The 20,816-nt window shown below is 65.5% G+C and carries 18 protein-coding genes; 1 reads left to right on the plus strand and 17 read right to left on the minus strand.

Features of this window, described 5'->3' with window-relative positions; translation table 11 throughout:
- Nucleotides 1–251: 251 nt before the first annotated feature.
- From A1D30_RS00005 to A1D30_RS00035, 7 genes are all read right to left on the minus strand, one after another.
- Entirely contained in the window at nt 252–2,318 is a 2,067-nt protein-coding gene (locus A1D30_RS00005; protein WP_063458782.1) for a bifunctional 2',3'-cyclic-nucleotide 2'-phosphodiesterase/3'-nucleotidase, read from the minus strand.
- Between the two features lie 120 nt (nt 2,319–2,438).
- Nucleotides 2,439–2,660, minus strand: coding sequence for a hypothetical protein (locus A1D30_RS00010; protein WP_063458783.1), 222 nt, complete (start codon nt 2,658–2,660; stop codon nt 2,439–2,441).
- Complete coding sequence (locus A1D30_RS00015) at nt 2,657–3,130, minus strand: RidA family protein (RefSeq protein WP_063459141.1); 474 nt, start codon at nt 3,128–3,130, stop codon at nt 2,657–2,659. Before A1D30_RS00015 ends, A1D30_RS00010 begins: the two co-directional genes overlap by 4 nt.
- Before the next feature lie 78 nt (nt 3,131–3,208).
- Complete coding sequence (locus A1D30_RS00020) at nt 3,209–3,640, minus strand: group II truncated hemoglobin (RefSeq protein WP_063458784.1); 432 nt, start codon at nt 3,638–3,640, stop codon at nt 3,209–3,211.
- 75 nt (nt 3,641–3,715) lie between these two features.
- Nucleotides 3,716–6,235, minus strand: coding sequence for an FtsX-like permease family protein (locus tag A1D30_RS00025; protein WP_063458785.1), 2,520 nt, complete (start codon nt 6,233–6,235; stop codon nt 3,716–3,718).
- A 63-nt stretch (nt 6,236–6,298) separates the two neighbouring features.
- Nucleotides 6,299–7,981 (minus strand): C13 family peptidase, encoded by a 1,683-nt coding sequence (locus A1D30_RS00030; protein ID WP_063458786.1) that lies wholly within the window; start codon nt 7,979–7,981, stop codon nt 6,299–6,301.
- A 47-nt stretch (nt 7,982–8,028) separates the two neighbouring features.
- Entirely contained in the window at nt 8,029–8,925 is an 897-nt protein-coding gene (locus tag A1D30_RS00035) for a formate dehydrogenase accessory sulfurtransferase FdhD (RefSeq protein ID WP_199865903.1), read from the minus strand.
- Between the two features lie 329 nt (nt 8,926–9,254).
- Between A1D30_RS00035 and A1D30_RS00040 the strand changes: the two genes are divergently transcribed.
- Nucleotides 9,255–10,844 carry an EAL domain-containing protein gene (locus A1D30_RS00040; RefSeq protein ID WP_082836236.1) on the plus strand — a complete coding sequence of 530 codons (1,590 nt, stop codon included), beginning with the start codon at nt 9,255–9,257 and terminating at the stop codon, nt 10,842–10,844.
- 140 nt (nt 10,845–10,984) lie between these two features.
- Here the strand turns inward: A1D30_RS00040 and A1D30_RS00045 are convergent, their stop codons facing one another.
- The 10 genes from A1D30_RS00045 to A1D30_RS00085 form a co-directional block, all read right to left on the minus strand.
- A complete protein-coding gene (locus tag A1D30_RS00045; RefSeq protein ID WP_063459142.1) occupies nt 10,985–11,374 on the minus strand; it encodes a hypothetical protein in 390 nt (129 codons plus the stop codon).
- 11 nt (nt 11,375–11,385) lie between these two features.
- A complete protein-coding gene (locus A1D30_RS00050; RefSeq protein WP_063458789.1) occupies nt 11,386–12,600 on the minus strand; it encodes a formate dehydrogenase subunit gamma in 1,215 nt (404 codons plus the stop codon).
- A gap of 8 nt (nt 12,601–12,608) precedes the next feature.
- Complete coding sequence (locus tag A1D30_RS00055; RefSeq protein ID WP_063458790.1) at nt 12,609–12,848, minus strand: hypothetical protein; 240 nt, start codon at nt 12,846–12,848, stop codon at nt 12,609–12,611.
- Nucleotides 12,845–13,462: a formate dehydrogenase FDH3 subunit beta gene (fdh3B, locus tag A1D30_RS00060; RefSeq protein WP_063458791.1), complete on the minus strand. Its 618-nt coding sequence runs from the start codon at nt 13,460–13,462 to the stop codon at nt 12,845–12,847. The genes A1D30_RS00055 and fdh3B overlap by 4 nt, the downstream gene beginning before the upstream one ends.
- Before the next feature lie 23 nt (nt 13,463–13,485).
- Nucleotides 13,486–16,455 carry a formate dehydrogenase subunit alpha gene (locus A1D30_RS00065; RefSeq protein WP_063458792.1) on the minus strand — a complete coding sequence of 990 codons (2,970 nt, stop codon included), beginning with the start codon at nt 16,453–16,455 and terminating at the stop codon, nt 13,486–13,488.
- A 13-nt stretch (nt 16,456–16,468) separates the two neighbouring features.
- Nucleotides 16,469–16,678 (minus strand): formate dehydrogenase, encoded by a 210-nt coding sequence (locus tag A1D30_RS24480; protein WP_082836237.1) that lies wholly within the window; start codon nt 16,676–16,678, stop codon nt 16,469–16,471.
- Nucleotides 16,679–16,825: 147 nt separating this feature from the next.
- Entirely contained in the window at nt 16,826–17,461 is a 636-nt protein-coding gene (locus A1D30_RS00070; RefSeq protein ID WP_063458793.1) for a molecular chaperone TorD family protein, read from the minus strand.
- Nucleotides 17,458–19,527, minus strand: a complete 2,070-nt coding sequence (locus tag A1D30_RS00075; protein WP_063458794.1) for a 4Fe-4S binding protein — start codon at nt 19,525–19,527, stop codon at nt 17,458–17,460. The genes A1D30_RS00070 and A1D30_RS00075 overlap by 4 nt, the downstream gene beginning before the upstream one ends.
- Nucleotides 19,487–20,203 (minus strand): DUF3306 domain-containing protein, encoded by a 717-nt coding sequence (locus A1D30_RS00080; protein ID WP_063459143.1) that lies wholly within the window; start codon nt 20,201–20,203, stop codon nt 19,487–19,489. Before A1D30_RS00080 ends, A1D30_RS00075 begins: the two co-directional genes overlap by 41 nt.
- The gene (locus A1D30_RS00085; RefSeq protein ID WP_063458795.1) at nt 20,196–20,756 is read right to left on the minus strand and encodes a DUF3305 domain-containing protein; all 561 of its coding nucleotides are present in this window, start codon (nt 20,754–20,756) and stop codon (nt 20,196–20,198) included. Before A1D30_RS00085 ends, A1D30_RS00080 begins: the two co-directional genes overlap by 8 nt.
- Nucleotides 20,757–20,816: the final 60 nt, after the last annotated feature.

A 20,816-nucleotide genomic window follows, 5' to 3' on the forward strand; every position in this document is an offset into this window, starting at 1 on the left:
GGCACCACCGACCACTTCATCGCCATGGCGTTCCTGATCGCTGGAAAGCTCACTCACCTGCCGGGCAGTCCTTTGCAAAAAGCAAGGGCCTGACCATGGCTATGGTGGGGAATGTGGCTTTCCACCCGAAACGGAAGAGAGCCAAAAAATAGCCGCTACCGCCCGTCCATCAAGCGCTAGCAGCTATCAAAAGAGAAGCAAATCACTCCCACCCGGAGAGACGTTGAGGCGTTGCCCTCTGCAGGCACTGCCTATTTGGACAGGTCCACGGCGTACTTCGACACTCCCTTGCCCGAACCGTCATCGGCCGCCAGCAGCGTCACATTCGCCAGCCCTGCGGCCTGCGCCACGGCCAGCGCATTGGCGCCCGAGCTGAACACCACCGGCCCCGCCACCGTGGCCTTGGCAAAACGCCAGCTCTTGGCTGCGCCATTGGCCGCACGGGTCACCGCCGGGTTCTTGCGGATGTAGTCGATCACCACGTCGCGGTTCGCATCCGGCGCGGCCCAGATGGTGCCCGAGCCATCCAGCTTGTCGATAAAGCTCTTGCCGCTGGTGGCGCGGTAGTTGTTGGTGGCGATCACAAACTCCTGCGCCATGTCGATGGGCTTGCCCAGGTAGCTCAGCTTTTTGATGCGGCCGCCCACGGGCTGCGTCACGTCGATCTCGTACAACACGTCGGCCGTGGTGAACATGTCGAAGTTGTAGCCCGGGAAGCTGCTGATGAGCTGCTGCTCAGTGGTCTTGGCGGGGTCGATCTGGTTGAAGCGCTTGGCGGCGGCCTCCAGCCAGTTCTTGATGTCGCCACCGTTCACCTTCACCGCATACACCGTGTTGGGGTACAGGTACAGGTCGGCCGCGTTGTTGATGGCCAGCGGGCCCACGGCCACATCGGTGTAGTCGGAACCGCCCTGAAAGCCGCTCTTGAACGGCGCGCTCACCGACAGCACGGGCAGCTGCGCGTACTGCGGCAGGCTGGCCTTGATGTAGGCCGCCACATAGGCCTGCTGCGCCTGGTTCACGATCTGGATCGCACCGGGGTCGCCCACATCGGCAAACAGCGTGCTCATGCGGAAGTCGGTCTGGCCGATGGGCGTCTTCACATACTGGATGGCCGCCTGGTGCTGTGGCTCGATCAGCGGTGCCACGGCAGGGTCTGCATCCACGTACACGTTCGCACCCGCCGCGTTCTTGCTCTGGATGTTGCGCAGCTCGCTCTTGCTGGCGGACTTGTTGACCACCCATTTCGCGCCGTCCCACTGCAGTGCGAGCTGCACCACACCCAGCGACTTGCCCCACGAGCTGGCCATCACGGCAGGCACACCGTTCACGGTGCCCGCCTTGTGGTCTACGCCGGGCAGGTTGAAGCCGGGCGTGGCCGCCGTGTCGGGGAACACGCCGTGCTGGTGGCCCATCACCATGGCGTCGATGCCCGCCACCTTCGACAGGTGCAGGCCGGGGTTCTCCATGGTGGGCGAATACGCCGCGTTGTCCATGCCGCCGTGCAGCAGGGCCACCACAATGTCGGCGCCCTTGGCGCGCAGCTCGGGCACATACTTCGTCGCCGCCTCCACCGCGCCTTCGGTGCTCACCTTGCCTTCCAGGTAGCGCTTGTCCCAGTTCATGATGCCCGGCGTGGTGAAGCCGATCACGCCGATCTTGATGGGCAGCTTCACCTCCTTGCCGTCCGCGCCCTTGGCGACCAGCGTGCGCTCCAGCACCGTGTAGGGCTGTACCAGGGGCTTCTTGGTCTTGGTGCTGATCACGTTGGCCAGCACCATCGGAAAGCCCGCGCCCGCGCACTTCTTGCTCGCATCCACGCCATCCACCTCCAGCCCACCGCCCAGCACCTGGTTCAAAAACGGCAGGCCGTAGTTGAACTCGTGGTTACCCAGCGTGCCCGCATCAAAGCCCAGCGCGCCCATGGCCTTGTACATGGACAGCTGCTGCGTGCAGGGGATGGGGCTGATGGTGGCCTCGTAATCGGCCAGCGCCGTGCCCTGGATGGTGTCGCCGTTGTCCACCAGCAGCGTGTTGGCAAACTCCTTGCGCGCTGCGCGCACCAGCGTGGCGGTGCGCTCAAAGCCATAGCTCTTGTCCTCGGCCAGCTTGAAGTAGTCGTAGCTGCGCACGTTGAAGTGCAGGTCGGTGGTCTCCAGCACGGCCAGCGTGGCCGTGGCGCCTGCGTTGGTGCTGGCGTTGTCGCTGCCGCCGCCGCAGGCGGCCAGCGACGCAGCCAGCGCCACCAGGCCCAGTGCGGCCACGCGGCGCGACACATGCGAAGGAGAAATCAGAAAACCCTGTGTGCGTTCAGACATGAACAGTCCCAGTTGAAAACAAGGGACCGAGTGTCTGGGCCGGGTTTGACAGCGGTGTGACGTGGCAAGCTGGCCGCAACACCCGCGCCGCATGTGGCGGTCAGCAGGTCTTGCGACGGCTCAATCGATGCGGTGCACGTCGCCGTTGTGGGGCGAAGCGCTTTCGTGGAACAGGTCTTCCAGAAACTGCGCGAGTTCATGCTCTTCCACAAAGTCGGGGATCACGAAGCCTGCTGGCGTGCGCTTGCCGTCGCCGCCCACGCGGTAGGCCTGCCACAGCGCGCCTTCACGCCGCACTTCGACGATGCGGCCGAACACATTGAAACGGGGGTGCAGGGTCATGGCGCCACCGAGGCGATCAGGTCCACTTCCACCGTCGCGTTCTTGGGCAGCTGCAGCACGCCCACCGAGGTGCGCGTGTGCGCCCCGGCGTCGCCCAGCACGGTGAACAGAATGTCCGACGCGCCATCGGCCACCTCGCTTTGCTGCGTAAAGCTGGGCGCCGACTGCACATACACCGTGATGCGCAGAATGGACTGCACCGCATCGAGCGAACCCAGCGCACGCTGCAGCAGCGCCAGTGCCCGCATCGCACACACCTTGGCGGCCTTTTGGGCATCAGCGAGCGAGGCCCCAACACCCGCCGCGCCGGTCACGACCACCGTGTCGCCCACCCGCGGGATCTGCCCGCTCAGGTAGACATGGTGGCCATCGCGCACCAGCGGCACATAGTTGCCACCGATCTTGATTTCGCCATCGAAGCTGTAGCCCAGGGCCTGGGCCTGCTGCAGAAAACGTGCGTCGCGGGACATGAAACTTTGCTCCTTCACTTCACCACCACCAGCGCCCACCGCGCCGGGTGCGCGCCAGCCAAATAAACAATGCGGCCGTCAGACACCCTTGTTGCGCATCCAGTCCGCCGTGCCCATGAAGCTCTCCTTCAGGCGCGCGCGCAGCTCGGTGGGCACGCCCGTCTCGCCCATGGCCTGGTCCATGCAGGCCACCCACTGGTCGCGCTCCTTGATGCCGATGGCAAACGGCATGTGGCGCATGCGCAGGCGCGGGTGGCCGAAGCGGCTTTGGTAGTGGTCGGGCCCGCCCAGCCAGCCGCACAGGAACCAGAACAGCTTTTGCCGCGCGCTGGCCAGGTCGCTGCCATGGGCGGCGCGCAGCTCGGCGTAGGCGGGCTCCAGGTCCATGAGGTCATAAAACCGCTCGACCAGCGCATGCACGCGGTCTTCGCCGCCGATCCATTCGAAGGGCGTGGTGGGTGGGGCGGGAGGGGACGAGGCCTCTGGGGTACTCGATGCTTCAGAATTCATAAAAAAACAGGCCTTTGCGCGCGTCCATCATACCTTTGTAGCTATATTTTTAATAGCAAACAACACAACCACCACCTACTCGGCCGCGCGGCGCAAGGTGTCCACCACGGGGCGCAGCAGCACCTCGCGCAGGCCCCACCAGCCTGCCGCCAGCGCCAGCACGGCGCCAGCCACGGCACCCGCCAGCGGCACCCAGGGGGCGGCCGTCCAGGTGAAGTCAAACACAAAGCGCGCCAGCGCCCAGCCCACGCCCACCGCCACGGCGCTGGCCAAAAAGCCCGCCAGCAGGCCCACGCCCACCAGCTCGGCACGCTGCACCTGGCGCAGCAGGCTGGCGCGGGCGCCCACGGCGCGCATGATGGCGTATTCGCGCGCACGCTCCTCGCGCGTGGCCGTGACGGCGGCAAACAGCACCACCAGGCCCGCTGCGAGCGTGAAGGCGAACAGGAATTCCACCGCGCGGATCACCTGCTCCAGCACACGCTGCACCTGGGCAATGGTGGCGCCCATGTCCACGTTGGTGATGTTGGGGAATTGGCGCACCAGCGCGTTGTCAAAGCCGTGGGCCTCGGGCGCGCGGTAGGCCGCGAGGAAGGTCACCGGCACGTCTTTCACCGTGGCCACCGGGTACATCACGAAGAAGTTGGCCCGCATGGAACCCCAGTCCACCTTGCGCAGGCTGGTGATGCGCGCCTCGTTCTGCACGCCGCCCATGTCAAACAGCAGGCGGTCGCCCATCTTCAGGCCCAGGGTTTCGGCAATGCCTTCTTCGACGCTGATGGCGCCCTCTTCGCCGGGCGTCCACTGGCCCGCCACCACCTGGTTGTGAGGCGGCGCCTCCACGGCGTTGGAGAGGTTGAACTCGCGGTCCACCAGGCGCTTGGCGCGGTCGTCGGTGTAGTCGGCCGGGCCCACGGGCTTGCCATTCACGGCCAGCAGGCGGCCCCGGATCATGGGGTACCAGTCGTACTTGGCCACGCCGCTGTCCTTGAGCGTCTGCTGAAACGCATCCGCCTGGTCGGGCATCACGTTGATGACAAAACGGTTGGGCGCATCGGGCGGTGTGGCCTGGCGCCAACTGCTGATGAGGTCGGTGCGCAGCAGCACCAGTAGCACCAGCGCCAGCAGGCCCACGGCCAGGCTGCTGACCTGCACCACGGCATAGGCCGGGCGCGCCGAGATCTGCCGCGTGGCCAGCACCAGCCAGCGGGGGGCGGTGCTTTCGTTCACGCTGCGCCGCAGCAGCTTGACCGCCACCCACGACAGCCCCGCAAACAGGGCCACGGCCCCGGCAAAACCGCCCACGGCAATCAGGCCCAGCTTGATGTCGCTGCTCACGGCCAGCAGCAGCGCTGCAAACCCGGCCACGCCAATGCCCAGCACCGCCAGCGATGCAGGCTTGAGCCCGCCCACATCGCGCCGGATGACGCGCAGCGGCGGCACCTGGGCCAGTTGCAGCACGGGCGGCAGGCCAAACGCAAACAGCAGCGTGAGCCCCATGCCCATGCCGAACGCCACGGGCCACAGGCTGGACGCGGGCAGGGCCGACTCCACCAGCCCCGCGAGCAACAGCACAAACGCGTAGTGCACCGCATAGCCCAGCAGCACACCCAGCGCGCTGGCAAACAGGCCCACCAGCGCGAATTCGGTGGTGTAGGCACCGGCAATGGTGCGCTGGCTCTGGCCCAGCACGCGCAGCATGGCCGAGGCATCGAGGTGGTCGGCCGCAAAACCGCGCGCGGCCAGCGCCACGGCCACGGCCGAGAGCAGCGCGGCCAGCAGGGCTACGAGGCTCAGAAATTTCTGGGCGCGGTCCAGCGTCTGGCGCATTTCGGGGCGGCCGCTTTCGAGCGATTCGACACGCACGCCATGCACCTCGGGCTTCTTGGCTTCGGCCACCGCCCATTCGTTGAAGGCTTTGACGGCAGGCGCGGGGCCTACCACGGCAAAACGGTAGGTCAGGCGGCTGGCAGGCTGCACCAGGCCGGTGACGGGCAAGTCGCGCTCGTTCAGCATCACGCGCGGCGCAAAACTCATGAAGCCCGCGCCCCGGTCGGGCTCGATGACGATGATGCGCGCGATGCGCAGTTGTGCATCACCCAGCAGCAGCTTGTCGCCCATGGCGAGGTTGAGCGATTCGAGCAGCGGGGCATCGACCCACACCTCCCCCGGTGCGGGGATGTCGCGCGTGGGCTGCTCCAGCGCGCCGGGGGCATCGGCCACCGTGAGGCGGCCGCGCAGCGGGTAGCCGGGCTGCACGCTCTTGAGCGCCACGAGCTTGCTGGCGCCGCCCTGGGCGTCGCTGGCGCGGCCCATGGTGGGAAAACCCAGCGTGGTCACCGACTGCAATCCAAGTGCCTTGGCGTGCTCTACAAAAGCGGCGGGGGTGGGGTTGTCGCTGGCCACCACGGCATCGCCACCCAGCAGCTGCAAGGCATCGCGCTGCAGGCCGCCTTGCAGGCGATCGGCAAAAAAGCCCACGGAGGTGAGCGCGGCCACCGCCAGCGTGACCGCCACGATCAGCAGGCGCAATTCGCCCGCGCGCAGGTCCCGGGCCAGGGTGCGCCAGCCAAGGCGCAGAAATGACAGGTTCATGGCATGGGACCTTAGCGCAAAGCGAACGGGCTGGCGGGCTGTGGGGTGTTTGGGCGGGGCTTGTTACGGGGCGCGGACTGCGGGGGCAGACGCCACATTGCTGCCGCTGGCCTCGGGCTCCACCTGGGCGGTCTGCAGCCGCTGCTCCAGCGCCTGCAGCACCGGGGTGATTTGCTTGCCCACGCGGATCTGCGGGTTGGAGAAGCCATCGGCCTTGCCCGCCGCCACCTCGCGCTGCTGGATCAGTGGCACGGCCTTGGCAAACGCCTCGGTGAACGAATGGGTCTGGCGCAGCTGCTCGTGGAACACCGCGCGGCCAAAAAAGGTCAGCTCCGACAACCTGCCGCAGCCATACGAGGTGTGCGTGGCGTCGGCGGCCGTCATGATGAGCGTGCTGTCGGTGGCCAGGGGTTCGATCCAGCCACCCGAGAAGCAGGCCGACACCGCAATCACCCGGTTGCGGATGCCCGCTGCGTCCAGCGCGGCGCGCAGCATCTCGGGCGTGGCGGGTGCCACCTGCAGCGGCCAGTGCGAGGCCGCCAGCGCGTGGTCGCGTGCACCGTGCGAGGTGAGGTACACCACCAGCAGGTCGTGCTCGCGGTCCATGCGGGCTGCCAGCGCAGTGATGGCCCGCTGCAGGTTCTCGGGCGTGGCCCAGGCGTGGGTGTCGGCCGTCTCGGCGTGGTTGAGCAGGTGCAGTACCCGGCCCCGGGCGTCAAAACGCTCCTGCAGCAAGCTGCTGACCATGGTGCTTTCGCGGCGGAATACGTTTTCGTCGGCATAGGGGGCGAACACCAGCCCATAGACATCGACCACCCCGGGGCGCTGGGGCGCGAGCGCATCCACCTGCTGTTGCCATAGTGTTTGCTGCTCTTCAAACATCGCCTGGGTCAGCGCCAGCGGCACAGGCTCGGGCGCCTGCGCCTCATCAGCAGCTGCAGCCGTCTCTGCAGACGCATCGGCCAGGGCCTGCACATCCGGCTCCCAGGGCTGGTCCTGGAACTGCCACATGCCCACCCCGATCACCATCGCCATGGCCACCGAAAACGCCGCCGTGCGCCAACGCGACTGGATGAAGCGTGCACTCACCACCACCAGCGTGGCCAGCACCCACAGCATGAGCACCCCATAGGCCACCCAGAAAACGATGGCCGCCACCGTGCCATCCCACAGGCCGGGCCGGTGCACGGCCGTGGCCATCAGGGCATACAGCACCAGCAAGGGCGCGAGTGGGGCCCAGGCCGTCAACACATACCAGGCGGCCAAGCCCCCCGTGGGCGCAGGCACACCCGCCGACGCCACCGCATCCGGGCTGGCAGCGGCACGCTGGGCCGGTGCCATGGCCCACCAGGCCAGCCACAGCAGCACCAGGCCACTCCACATCGGCGTGAGCCAGCCGCGCAGGTTGAACTGCGCAGGCCCCACCACTTCCAGCCGCGAGGCGGCCACCAGCAAGCCCGCACTGACCAGCGACAACACCAGCAACTGCCAGGGCGTGGGCGCTGCGGCGGCCGTGCGGGGCGGCAGGAACAGCGCGGTACGCAGGCCCTCGCGCATCCAGCCCCACAGCGACAAACCTTCGGCAGCAGCATTCGCAGCCTCCGGGGCCGGTGGCTGCTGCGCGGGGTCTTGCTGTAGACGATTCAGCGGGACTTCCACCTTGGAATGGGTGTCGGCAAGCTCGGGCCCCCACTGGCTGGGCAAGGTATCGGCCCAGGTGCTGCTGCTGGCGTTCAGGTCTTTCATGCGCGGATCATGCCATTGGGGAGTGACGGATCAGGCACCAAGCCAGGTTAAACCTCTCCACCCGCTCTCACCGCAGGCACCACCGCCAGCTCCGGCTGCAGCACCAGCCGGTGCGCACCGCTATAACAAACAAAACGGCGGTTGGTGGCCCGCCCGATGGCGCACAGGCCCAGCTGCTGCGCCACCGCGTGGCCCATCTGGGTCATGCCGCTGCGCGAGACCACGATGGGCACGCCCATCTGGGCGGATTTGATGACCATCTCGCTGGTGAGGCGGCCCGTGGTGTAGAAAACTTTGTCGGTGCCGGACATGGGCGCGGCAGAAGCGTTGTCCGACGCCACTCCATCGGCTGCGGCAGCTTCCGGGTTCATCCACATCCAGCCCGCAATGGTGTCGATGGCATTGTGGCGGCCCACGTCTTCCACAAAGGTCAGTAGCTCCTCGCCCTGGAACAACGCGCAGCCGTGCACGGAGCCTGCGGATTTGTAGGTGCTCTCCTTGAGCCGGATGGCGTTGACGATGCCGTAGAGCTGGGCCTGCGTCAGCTGTGCATCGGGCAGCGCAATGCGGTCCACCTCGTCCATCAGGCCGCCAAACACGCTGCCCTGGCCGCAGCCGGTGGTGACCACCTTGCTGGCGGTGCGTTCCTCAATACGGGCAATGCCGTGGCGCGTGCGCACAGCGGCGGCGTGCACCTCCCAGTCCACAGTGATCGATTCGATGTCGAACACCGATTCGACCAGCCGCTGGTTGCGCAGATAGCCCAGCACCAGCAGCTCGGGCTGCGCGCCCAGCGTCATCAGGGTGACCAGCTCGCGCTTGTCCACATAGATGGTGAGGGGTCGCTCGGCGGGGATCTGCACCTGTTCGGTTTCGCCCCGTTCGTTGACGACCTCCACATGGTGGGTGAGCGGCGCCTGGGCCTGCGTGAGGCGCGGCAGCATGGGAAGAGAAGGTGTTTGAAGAGACGGCGATGAGCGGGTCATAAAAGGAATATACGCACTCCCGGCATTTTCAGAGCCCTTTGAGCAGTCTCTCCAGGTTCTTCTATGGTCAACAACCCGTCTTCAGCCACGAAAAGCCGGGCTCCACCACCCAACACCAGCACCTGGAACCACCGCTGTAAGCCAGGCACAGGGCCGATACACGCCACCGAGGGGAGAAAAAGCGGGCTGCGGCGGCATTCAAATGCTAGTCTCTGGCGACTGGGTCCTCCTGCTCGCGGCTTGGAGCGGCCCATCCCCCGCAGGTAGCGCAATTCGGGAGAGTTTCAATGCCATCAATGCGGCGCCGAGTCGTCATTCTGTACAGCATCGGGCTGGCAGCCATCATGGTGCCCATACTGGCAGCCATTTTGCTGGCGGCGTACATGAGCGTGGACCGGCAGCGCGACCGGGCCAGCGCCATGGCGGCAGACATTTTGCATCGCTCTCACAAGGTGAGCGATCAACTGGCGCATGTCTTTGCTGAGCTGAGCACCCGCCAGACGCCGGAGCCTTGCGCGGAGCCAAACCTCAATCTCATGCGCAAACTGGTGATCCAGTCGAACCTTCTTCTCGACGTGGGCTACGTTGCGGATGAGCAGCTCGTCTGCTCCTCATTCGGGTCGATCGGCTATCGCCTGGGGCCCAAATCCTATGTGAGTGCTGCAGGCTACAACATCTGGACCCAGTTCGAACATCCGCTGCTTCCGGGGTCCAGGCTGGTCGTTACCGGTGACACAAAGACTGGTTTCGCCGCGCTGGTGCATGAAGGGACTGTTCTTGATGGAGCAGCACTGGACAAAAAACTGACTTACGGTGTGCTGGGAGTGGGCCGCAGGAAGGAAATTTTCCACAACGGATTGTTCGATCCTTCATGGTTGGACAAGGTCGGCAACAAGTACGAGACCAGCTTCTTCGATGGCGCGAGCGTGGTCGCATGGAAGCGTTCAGACCGCTATGACTATGCCGCCTACGTGGCGATTCCGCGCAGTGAGATCGAGCACGATGGGTGGCGCGTATTGCTTGTGCTTCTGCCCATCGGCATCGGCGCAGCGGGGGTTCTGGCCTTTGTCGTCGCGCAATTGGTCCGCATCAACGGTGCTCTGCCTGCGGCCCTGCGCGTTGCACTGAAGCGCGGCGAGTTCTTCCTCGTCTACCAGCCCATCGTGGACTTGCGCACCAAGGAGTGGGTCGGTGCCGAAGCCTTGCTGCGGTGGCGCAAAAGCACCGGGGAATTTGTCAGCCCGGATGTTTTCATTCCCGTTGCCGAGCGCAACCGTCTGATCGAGCGCATCACGCAAAGAGTCCTGGAGCTGGTCGCCTCCGATGCAGCGGATCTGCTGCGCAAGCGGCCGGATTTTCACGTGGCGGTGAACCTCTCGGCGCAGGACATCTGCAATCCAGACATTTGTGCCCGCTTGCGCGCAATCACCACCACCATGGGCATCAACAACCAGTGCATTCATATTGAGGCCACAGAGCGGGTCTTCCTTCACGCGGAACAAGCACGAAAGTCCGTGGAAGCATTGCGCGCCCAAGGGCACCTGGTAGCGATCGATGATTTTGGTACGGGCTATTCCAGCCTTTCCTATCTCACCGAATTCAAGATGGACAGCCTGAAGATCGACAAGTGCTTTGTCGGCACCATCGGCCAGCACGCGGTGACGAGCCACGTCATCGGGCACATCATCGAGATGGCCAAGTCGCTGGAGTTGAAGATGATTGCAGAAGGCATCGAGACCGAGGAGCAGGCCGAGTATCTGCGCGCGCACGGCGTGCAATTCGGACAGGGCTGGCTCTTCTCCAAGCCCATGCCGATGCACGAGTTGGTTGAGCAGTTGGCCTCGCGCCGCTCACCCGAACGACCTGTTGGCTCCTAGATGCGAGAGACCGCGCTCGGCACACTGCCCAGTCTGGCCCGCCCGCGTCACTGGCCGCAGGGAGTAGCTGAAAAACAAAAGCCGCGCCACCAGCGGGGACGCGGCTTGTAGCCCAACGGGCTGATCAAGGGCCAGTGTGCTCAGGACTTGGATGCGGGCGTGGCCGCTGCTGCTGGCACCTGGGTGCTGGGTGGGCTGCTGGCCGTGCCGGGTGGCGAATGGGCGCCAGCGGCTTCGGCAGGTTTGGCGGCGGGGGGCGTGTAGGCAAAGGGGCCCGGGTCGGCACAGGCAGCGCCTGCGGCGGCAGGCTTGGCCGATGGCGTGGTCTTGCGGTAATGCGCGGCCACCTTGTCTTGCGAGAGGCAGAGCTTGTAGTTGTCCACCTTGCCTGCCCAGGCGGTCTTGGCAGCGGCTTCTGCAGCCTTGGCAGCGGCCTCGGGCGACGGGGCGGGCAGCTTGGCGGATGCCAGGGTGCACACACCTGCCGCGCACAATGCCAGCGCCAAGGATCGGATGATTCGTGTCGTCATGGTGCGGGTCCTCATACCTGTGCGGGCTGCTGGCCCGCAGATGCTGTGGCGGCATCGGCCGCTGGCTGGCTGGCGCTGCGCTGGCGCGGGATCTTGCCGGCCTGCACATCGTCGTACCAGAGTTCGTGGTGTTCCTTGGCCCAGCCTTCGCTCACATAGCCGGTGCGCATGGCCTTGTAAGCGCCCTTCATGCCCACCGTGCCGATGTAGATGTGGCCGCAGATCAGCGCCATCATCCAGATGGCCAGGGTGGCGTGGATCATGTGGGCGATCTGCATGTCACCACGCACGTCGCCAAAGCCAGGAATGAGCTTGTCGAGCACCAGGCCCGTGGCCACCACCAAGATGCCGGGGATGGTGATGCCCCACCAAAAGAGGCCTTTCTCGCCCGCGTTGAAGCGGTGCGAAGGCACCTCGTGGTCGCCCTTGCCCAGCATGCCACCGCCTTTGGCCAGCCAGACAACGTCGGCGCGGTTGGCAATGTTGTCCTTGATGAAGGTGAGGATGATCACCAGCAGCGACACGGCAAACAGCGGGCCCACAAAGTTGTGCACATTCTTGAGCGCATAGGTCAACCAGCCAAACAGCGCGGTCCCCAGGATGGGCAACAGGAAGAACTTGCCAAACGCCATCACGATGCCGGAGATGGCCAGCGCGATGAAAGCAAACGCATTGGCCCAGTGGGCCGCGCGCTCGAACGGGGTGAAACGCTCGATGCGGCGGGGGCCGGTGCCGTCGGGGTGCTCATGCCCCAGCGGACCCTTCACAAAGTAGAAGATGCCCAGGGCCAGCAGCACGATGGCAAACAGCGCCGCGCCGTAGGGAATGATCCAGTGGTTGCGCACCTGGCGCCATGCCTCGCCCGCGTTGGTGTAGCGCGAACCGGGGTACTGCACAAACGGCTGGATCAGGTTGCCCGCCTCGGGCGCCTGGGTTGTGGGCAGGCTGCTGTAGCCGGCCACGCCCTGCCCCACCTGGCGCCACATGGGCGCGTTGTTGCCGGGCTGCACCTTGGCGCGCTCGCCATTGGTCTGCTCAGCGTACTTGGGGTCGGCACTGGCGTCGGGTTTGACTTCGAAGATGTTCTGGCTCTGGATGCCACCGGGCGCAGGCGCTGCAGCAGGGGCCGCAGCCGCTGCCGCTGGCGCCTGCTGCGCAAACGCAGCACCACCCGACAACCCGGCCAGACCCGCCACCAGGGCCAAGGACCACACGATGTGTTTCATGGTGGGCCTCACTTGGTTTGGGTGCGGGTGTACTCGTTCTGGCCGTACTGCTGGCGGGCCTTCAGCTGGGCTTCCCAGCTGGCTTTGTCGCCCGCCTTCCAGCCCGGCTCGGTGAAGTTGCTGCCGGTGCCTGCGTAGGGCACGGCATCGCTGCGGATGCCTGCTCCGGTCTGCGGCTTTTCGCCGCAGGCAGTCAAAGTGCCCAGGGCCAGAGCGGCGATGGCGATGAGTTGAAGGCGATGGGTCATGACTTGCCTCCTGCAGGCTGGCCTGCCTGTTGCGAACCGTAGGCCGTGCCCCAGCCCCACACTTCGGCGCCCTTGCCACGCTGCACCACACGGTTGCGGAAGATGTCGGCAACCACGTCGCCATCACCGGCCAGCAGCGCCTTGGTGGAGCACATTTCTGCACAGGCGGGCAGCTTGCCTTCGGCCAGGCGGTTGCGGCCGTATTTTTCAAACTCGGCCTGGCTGCCGTGGGTCTCGGGGCCACCGGCGCAGAAGGTGCATTTGTCCATCTTGCCGCGCACGCCAAAGGTGCCTTGCGACGGGAACTGCGGTGCGCCAAACGGGCAGGCGTAGCTGCAGTAGCCGCAGCCGATGCACACGTCCTTGTCGTGCAACACCACACCTTCTTCGGTGCGATAGAAGCAGTTGACGGGGCACACGGCCATGCAAGGTGCGTCGCTGCAATGCATGCAGGCCACCGAGATGGATTTTTCGCCGGGCACACCGTCGTTGAGCGTGACCACGCGGCGGCGGTTCACGCCCCAGGGCACCTCGTGCTCGTTCTTGCAGGCGGTCACGCAGCCGTTGCACTCAATGCAGCGCTCTGCGTCACAGATGAATTTCATTCGTGCCATGTGTGTCTCCTTGCGTGGCGCGATCAGGCGCGTTCCACGTTGCAGATCGTGGTCTTGGTTTCTTGCATCATGGTCACGCTGTCGTAGCCATACGTCGTTGCGGTGTTGACGGCCTCGCCGCGCACCACAGGCGCCGCGCCCTTGGGGTAATACGCCAGCATGTCCGCGCCCTGCCAGCGGCCCGAGAAGTGGAACGGCATCCACACCGTGTCGGGGGCCACGCGCTCAGTGACCAGCGCCTGCACATTGAGCCGCGCGCCCGTGGGCGAGCTGAGCCACACACGCTCGCCGTTGCGGATGCCCCGGTCGGCAGCGGTCTTGGGGTTGATCTCGACAAACGACTCCTGCTGCAGTTCGGCCAGCCAGGGGTTGGAGCGGGTTTCCTCGCCGCCGCCTTCGTACTCGACCAGGCGGCCCGAGCTCATGATCAGCGGGAATTTCTCATGCACCTTGTCGGCCACGTTCTTCTCCTGCACGCTCTTGTACAGCGTGGGCAGGCGCCAGAAAGCCTTCTTGTCATCGTGGGTCGGGTACTTGGCCATGAGGTCGGGCCGGGTGCCATACAGCGGCTCACGGTGCTGCGGAATCGCATCGGGGAAGTTCCACACCACGGCGCGCGCCTTGGCGTTGCCAAACGGGTGGCAGCCATGCTTGAGGGCCACGCGGATGATCGCGCCCGTGGGGTCGGTCTTCCAATTCTTGCCTTCGGCCTTGGCCTTCTCGGCGTCGCTCAGGTCGTCCCACCAGCCCAGCTTTTTCAGCAGCACATGGTCGAACTCGGGGTAGCCCGTGGTGATTTCGCAGCCCACGGAGTGCGAGCCATCCTCGGCCAGCAGGTTGACGCCGTCTTTTTCCACACCGAAGTTGGCGCGGAAGTTGCCGCCACCCTCCATCACATGCTTGGAGGTGTCGTACAGGTTGGGTGAACCGGGGTGCTTGAGTTCGGGCGTGCCGTAGCAAGGCCAGGGCAGGCCGAAATAGTCGCCACCAAAGTCGTAGCCGGTTTCCTTGTCTTTGCCGCCCTTGGCCTTCAAGGTCTTCACGTCGAACAAATGCATGTTCTTCATGTGGGCCTTCAGGCGCTCGGGGCTTTGGCCGGTGTAGCCAATGGTCCAGACCGACTTGTTGATTTCGCGCAGGATGTCTTCGACCATGGGCTCGTCCATGCCCTTGACCTTCTGCATCTTGTAGTTCTTGGACAGCTCGGCCGCAAAGCCCAGCTTCTCGGCGAACTGGTGCATGATCATGTGGTCCGAGCGGCTCTCCCACAGCGGCTCGATCACCTTCTCGCGCCATTGCAGCGACCGGTTGGATGCCGTGCACGAGCCACTGGTCTCGAACTGCGTGGCAGCGGGCAGCAGGTACACCGCGCGGTTGGGGTTCAAGTCCTCGGCCTTGCCGGGCATGGCAGCCATCGCGGCCGTGGCCGACGGATACGGGTCCACCACCACCAGCAGGTCCAACTTGTCCATGGCGCGCTTCATTTCGAGGCCACGGGTTTGCGAGTTGGGCGCATGGCCCCAGAAGAACACGCCGCGCAGGTTGGAGTCCTGGTCGATCAGCTCGTTCTTCTCCAGCACACCGTCGATCCAGCGCGACACGGTGATGCCACTCTTGGTCATCATCGCGGGCGATGCGTACTGCTTCTTGATCCATTCAAAGTCCACACCCCACACGGCCGCGAAGTGCTTCCACGAGCCTTCGGCCAGGCCGTAGTAGCCGGGCAGCGAGTCGGGGTTGGGGCCCACATCGGTCGCGCCCTGCACGTTGTCGTGGCCCCGGAAGATGTTGGTGCCGCCGCCGCTCTTGCCCACATTGCCCAGTGCCAGTTGCAGGATGCACGAGGCGCGCACCATGGCGTTGCCGATGGTGTGCTGCGTCTGGCCCATGCACCACACGATGGTGCCGGGGTTGTTGTCGTGCAGCATCTTGGCGACCTTGAACATCTGGTCTTCCTTGACGCCGCAGGCCTCTTCCACCTTGTCAGGCGTCCACTTGGCCAGCACGTCCTCACGCACCTTGTCCATGCCATAGACACGGTCGTGGATGTACTTCTTGTCTTCCCAGCCGTTCTTGAAGATGTGGTACAGCAGGCCGAACAGGAACGGGATGTCGGTGCCCGAGCGGATGCGCACGTATTCATCGGCCTTGGCGGCGGTGCGGGTGAAGCGCGGGTCCACCACGATCATCTTGCAGCCGGTTTCCTTGGCATGCAGCATGTGCAGCATGCTCACCGGGTGGGCCTCTGCCGCATTCGAGCCGATGTACAGAGCGACCTTGCTGTTCTGCATGTCGTTGTACGAATTGGTCATGGCGCCGTAGCCCCATGTGTTGGCCACACCCGCCACGGTGGTCGAGTGGCAGATGCGCGCCTGGTGGTCGCAGTTGTTGGTGCCCCAGAAGCTCACGAACTTGCGCAGCAGGTAGGCCTGTTCGTTGTTGTGCTTGGACGAGCCCACAAAGTACACGCTGTCGGGGCCGCTGGCCTTGCGCAGCTCCTGCATCTTGGCGGTGATTTCGTTCAGGGCCGTGTCCCAGCTGATGCGCTCGTACTTGCCGTTGACCAGCTTCATGGGATAGCGCAGGCGGTATTCGCCGTGGCCGTGCTCGCGCAGTGCCGCACCCTTGGCGCAGTGGGCGCCCAGGTTGATGGGCGAGTCAAACACGGGCTCTTGCCGCACCCACACGCCGTTTTCGACCACCGCATCCACCGCGCAGCCCACCGAGCAGTGGGTGCAGATAGTGCGGCGCACCTCGATCTTGCTGTCACCGATGGCGACCTTGGCACCTTCGGCAGCGCTGGATTTCTTGACCAGCGCAAGCTGGGATGCGGCGATGCCGACACCGACCCCCAGGCCGGAGCGGCGCAGGAACGAGCGCCGGTCCATGGTGGGCAGGGCCTGGGACAGACCCCGGCGCAGGCTGTGAACAAAGGGCGATGCAGAGGCGCTGGTGCTCTGCGCGGCGTGGGAGGACTTCTTGGTTAGCAACATGGCACGCCCCGCTTCAGAGTTGGGTGGTCTTGTAGTACTGCTTCACGTGCGCAGACAGGTGGTAGCCACCGCCTTTTTCTGGCGCCACCCGAGCGGGTTCAGACACGACGGCATCTGAGGGAACTACATGGGGGAGTGCCACGACGGCTGCGGCTGCAGCCCCGACGGTGGCAGCGCCGGAGAAGAAGCTCCGGCGTGAGGAATTGGGCTGGCTGTTCTGCATGCTTGTCTCCAGAATGGCTGGCAGCTATGAAACGGAATTCATACAGTCTATGTCAGTGTGTAAAAGCCTGCAATCGAGCTTTACACCTCCCACTAAGACACTCATCTTTTGTAGCAACCTGAGCAGGCTTTTCGAGCCTCCCAGAGGTTAGTCGAGCATGTCGAAGCCCTGGGCCTCCACCGACACGAAGGCCCGTGTGAACTGGGCCAGCGCTGCATAGAAGCGCGCCTGCGGCTGGGCCGCCAGGGCATCACACAACTGCACAACCCAGGGCTGCAAATGCGTTGCAAAAAAGTCGCGCTGGGCCGTCAGGTTGCAGACAGCTGCGTCATCGCCCGCGATCAGGTAGCGCATCACTTCGCAGAGGTACGCGATGTGGTCTTCGGTTTCGGACATGGAATCGTCGCGTGCCAGTCCCAGCCGATCCAGGTCGGTGCGCAAACGAGCCAGTGGCTTTTCATTCAGAAAACCGCTCAGGTAATGCGAGCCATACAAAAACACCTCGGGCTTGCCCACACCGCCAAACAGGCGGTCAAACTCTTGCGCAATGGCCGCGTCGTCCTGCGCGCGTGCCGCGCCCACCAGCTGCTGCCAGGGCTCCTGCAGAAAGCCGCCATCGGCGGGCGCCTCGGTCACCGCCACGCGCAAGGCCGCCATCAGCTCGGCACTGGGCGCTGCGTAATACAGCTGCGACAGCAGGCCATACAGCTCGGCCCGCGCGGTTTCCTCGTCCAGTGCGGAGCTGCTGCCCGGGGATGTCAAAGAAGCAGAGGATGCGCTCACAGGTCGGTCACTTTCGTCTCGTTTTGTGCGGAATACAGGTCGATCACGCGGCAATCGCTGCACATCTTCAGGCGCTCCAGCGCGTCGCCCTGGAACATCGCGTGGCCCGACAGTTTGCCCAGCATGGCCTCGATGGCCTTGACGGTGCCAAAGGGCTTGCTGCAGCGCACACAGGCCCAGGGTTTGGCCTCGTTGAGCACGCGCAGTTGCGCACGCTCCGGCGCCAGCAGCAGGCGCGGCTGCAGGGTGATGGCGTCTTCCGGGCAGGTGGTGGCACACAGGCCGCACTGCACGCAGTTCTTTTCGATAAAGCGCAACTGCGGCAGCTGCGGGTTGTCCTGCAGCGCACTGGCGGGGCAGGCGCTCACGCAGCTCAGGCACAGGGTGCAGCGGTCTTTGTTGACCTCGATCGTGCCCAGGGGCGAACCCACGGCGGGCAAGCCGATGGCTGCGGGCCGTTCGGCCACGGGCGTCGGGGCCTGCTCGATGAGGTGGTCGAGCGCCATCTCCAGCGTGCTGCGCTTCTCTTGTGCCACCGCAAAACGCGCGGCCACGGCGGGTGTCTTCTGGCGCGTCTGGCCCAGCCCTTGCAATGCGGCGTCCAGCTCGGTGGGATGTGTGGCGCGCAGCAGCTGCACATGCGTGCCGGTGTAGCCCAGCCCGCGCAGGATGGCTTGCGCCACATCCATTTGCGCCTGCAGACCGTCCAGGTACTGCGGCGCCTCCTCCTGGGTGGTCAGCACAACGATCTGCGAGGCGCCGTAGGCGATGGCGCTGAGCCACAGGTCCACCCCGGTGCTGGCCGTGTGCCACAGCCCCACCGGGATCACATGGGCGGGCACGCCGTGCGCCAGTTTCAGCTGGGCGGCACGGCCCAGTTCTTCCACCAGCGCCTGGCCACGCTCCTGGCTGTGCAGCAGCAATACCGCATCCTTGCCACCGGCGGCGGTGTAGGTGGACAGCAGCGTCTTGAGCTTGGTGCCCTGCTCCATCGCACTGGGGTAGGCATAGGTCAGCGCGCCCGTGGGGCACACGGTGGTGCAGGCGCCGCAGCCCACACACAGGTTGGGGTTCACCTTGATTTGCTGGCGGCCCTTGTCGCTGCTGATGGCCTCGGCCGAGCAGATGTCCACGCAGGCGTTGCAGCCCACGGTGGCGTTGCGGCTGTGGGCGCAGAGCTTTTGTTTGTAGGCAAAAAACTTGGGCTTCTCGAACTCGCCCACCAGTTCGCGCAGCTTGAGCAGCGTGCCCAGATCCCGCCCGTCCCAGCGCAGATATCCCTGCGGCAACGCGTGCTGCAAAAAGGTGGGCGTGGCGGTGGGCGAACGCAGGTCCAGCACCAGGTCAAAGCGCTCGGTCTGCGCCGTCGCGTCGCGGGTGAAGTCGATGGCCCCCGCCACCTGACACACCTTGACGCAGGCGCGGTGCGACTGGCAGGTGGCCAGGTCGATCTGGTAGTCCAGGCCAATGGCGTTCTCGGGACAGGCCGCCACACAGGCGTTGCAGCGCGTGCACAGGTCCAGGTCAATGGGATTGTCGGCCGACCACTGCAGCTCGAACGCGCCCAGCCAGCCTGTGAGGCCCGTGATGCAGCCGCCCAGCACCGGGTGGCGCCGCGCCTGTGCGCCACCGGCATTGCCAGGGCCTTGGGTGAACAGGGTCACGTCCAGCACATCCGACACCAGGGCGGCGGCCTGCTCGGCCTGGTCCAGCGGGCCGATGATGAGCAAACGGCCCGTGCTTTTGTAAGTGACGGTGGGCACCGGCTCGGGCTCCGGCAGATGGGCAGCGGCCAACAATGCAGCGATCTTGGGGCTGGCCTTGGCGGCATCGCGGCTCCAGCCGCCAGTCTCGCGGATGTTCACAAACCGGATGGGCGAGACCGCACCCTCGGTCTGCTGACCCAGGTCGGCAAACAGGCGCTGCTCTTGCGTGCAGGCCACCACCACCTCCTGCCCGGACTGGATGGCTTTCTGAAACGCCCCTGCGTCACGGCGGCACAGGGTGGAGTGGAGGGTCAGGTCTTCATGCAGTGCCTCGCCCAACGCCTTCGCGTTGAGGGGCATCGTCTGGTTGCAGTCGCAAATGAGCGTCGTGGTCATCGTGGGTGTGGCTGGCTGGCGGGGCCACCCCCTCCTCTTCAGAACGGGCGACCCGCACAGGCTCGCTGGTGGGAACGCTAGGAACAGCGTTGCATACCCCGGACTGTGCCACGTCTGTGCGGCCGTCGGCCTCCGCATCATCCCGAGGCTGAGCGGCCTCCGGGGCTATTGCACCGGCACCGGCATCCGCATCCGCGCCACCGGCCCCTGCTTCGCCCCCGGCTTTCTTTTCATCGTCAAAAAAACCCATCGCATGCGCGCTGGCCATCTGGCGCAGCATGCCTGCGGGCAAGGGGTCGGGCTGGGTGTAGTCGTCGATGTAGATGTCGAGCCCATCCATCACATTGAAGTGCGGGTCGGCAAACAGTTTCTTCATCGCCAGGTTGCGCACCTCGGGAGAGACGGCGCGGGATACAAAGGGCTTGAAGTCGGACGCGGGGGTGAGCGCCTCGGCGTCCGCCAGCGTGGGTGCTGGAGGCTCGGCAGCGGGTGCTGGGGGGGTGGGGGCGGCGGGTGCTGGGGCCGGTGTCGCTGCCTGGGGTGCCAGTGCAGGCGCGGGCGGTGGAGGCTCCTCCACCGGCTTGCCCTCGCGCACGTCCTGCTTGCGGCGCGACCAGCGTCCCAGGAAGCCGTCAGCCATGGCCACGCCCTCCTCCGCCACCGCCCCGTTGCTTCTCGGTAGACACCGACGCCGGGTTGCCAAAGCGGTCCGTCAGCGACTGGAAACTGTCCGGCCGCTTGCGGCGTTTGGGCTCGGGCTGGTAGTGCTCGGCCACAAAGGCGCGCAGCGCCTCCAGCACCTCGGGGGCCGCAGGCACCTGCTCCACGGTTTCCTGCGCGTCGAGCCAGCGGCCTGCGTCGTGGTAGCTCAGGCTCACGGCCACGGGACGGGCCAGGGGGATCTCGCCCGTGCCCGTATCTTCATCGCGGCGCCACATCACAAACCAGCAAGGCGCGGGCGAGGTGAGGTTGAGGTGGTAGCCCTCGGCATCGTCACGAAACAGCTCCACGCGAAAGCCGGGAAACAGCCAGCGCTGCTCGCGCTCGTCCTGGATCAGCGGACGGGGTTCGGTGCCGAAGGTGGGTTCGTGGATCACCACCTCGGCCAGCGACCAGCGCCAGGGCTGCCAGCGGTTGTCGATGTGCTCGCACCGCATGATCACGGCAACGTCGGTGTAGGGGCGCTCTGTCATGGGCGCTGACTGTACCCCGGTGCGCGGCCAGGGTCAGCGCAGCCTGCAAAACCCTTTGAT

It is taken from the genome of Acidovorax sp. GW101-3H11 (assembly GCF_001633105.1).
GTDB lineage: Bacteria > Pseudomonadota > Gammaproteobacteria > Burkholderiales > Burkholderiaceae_C > Acidovorax.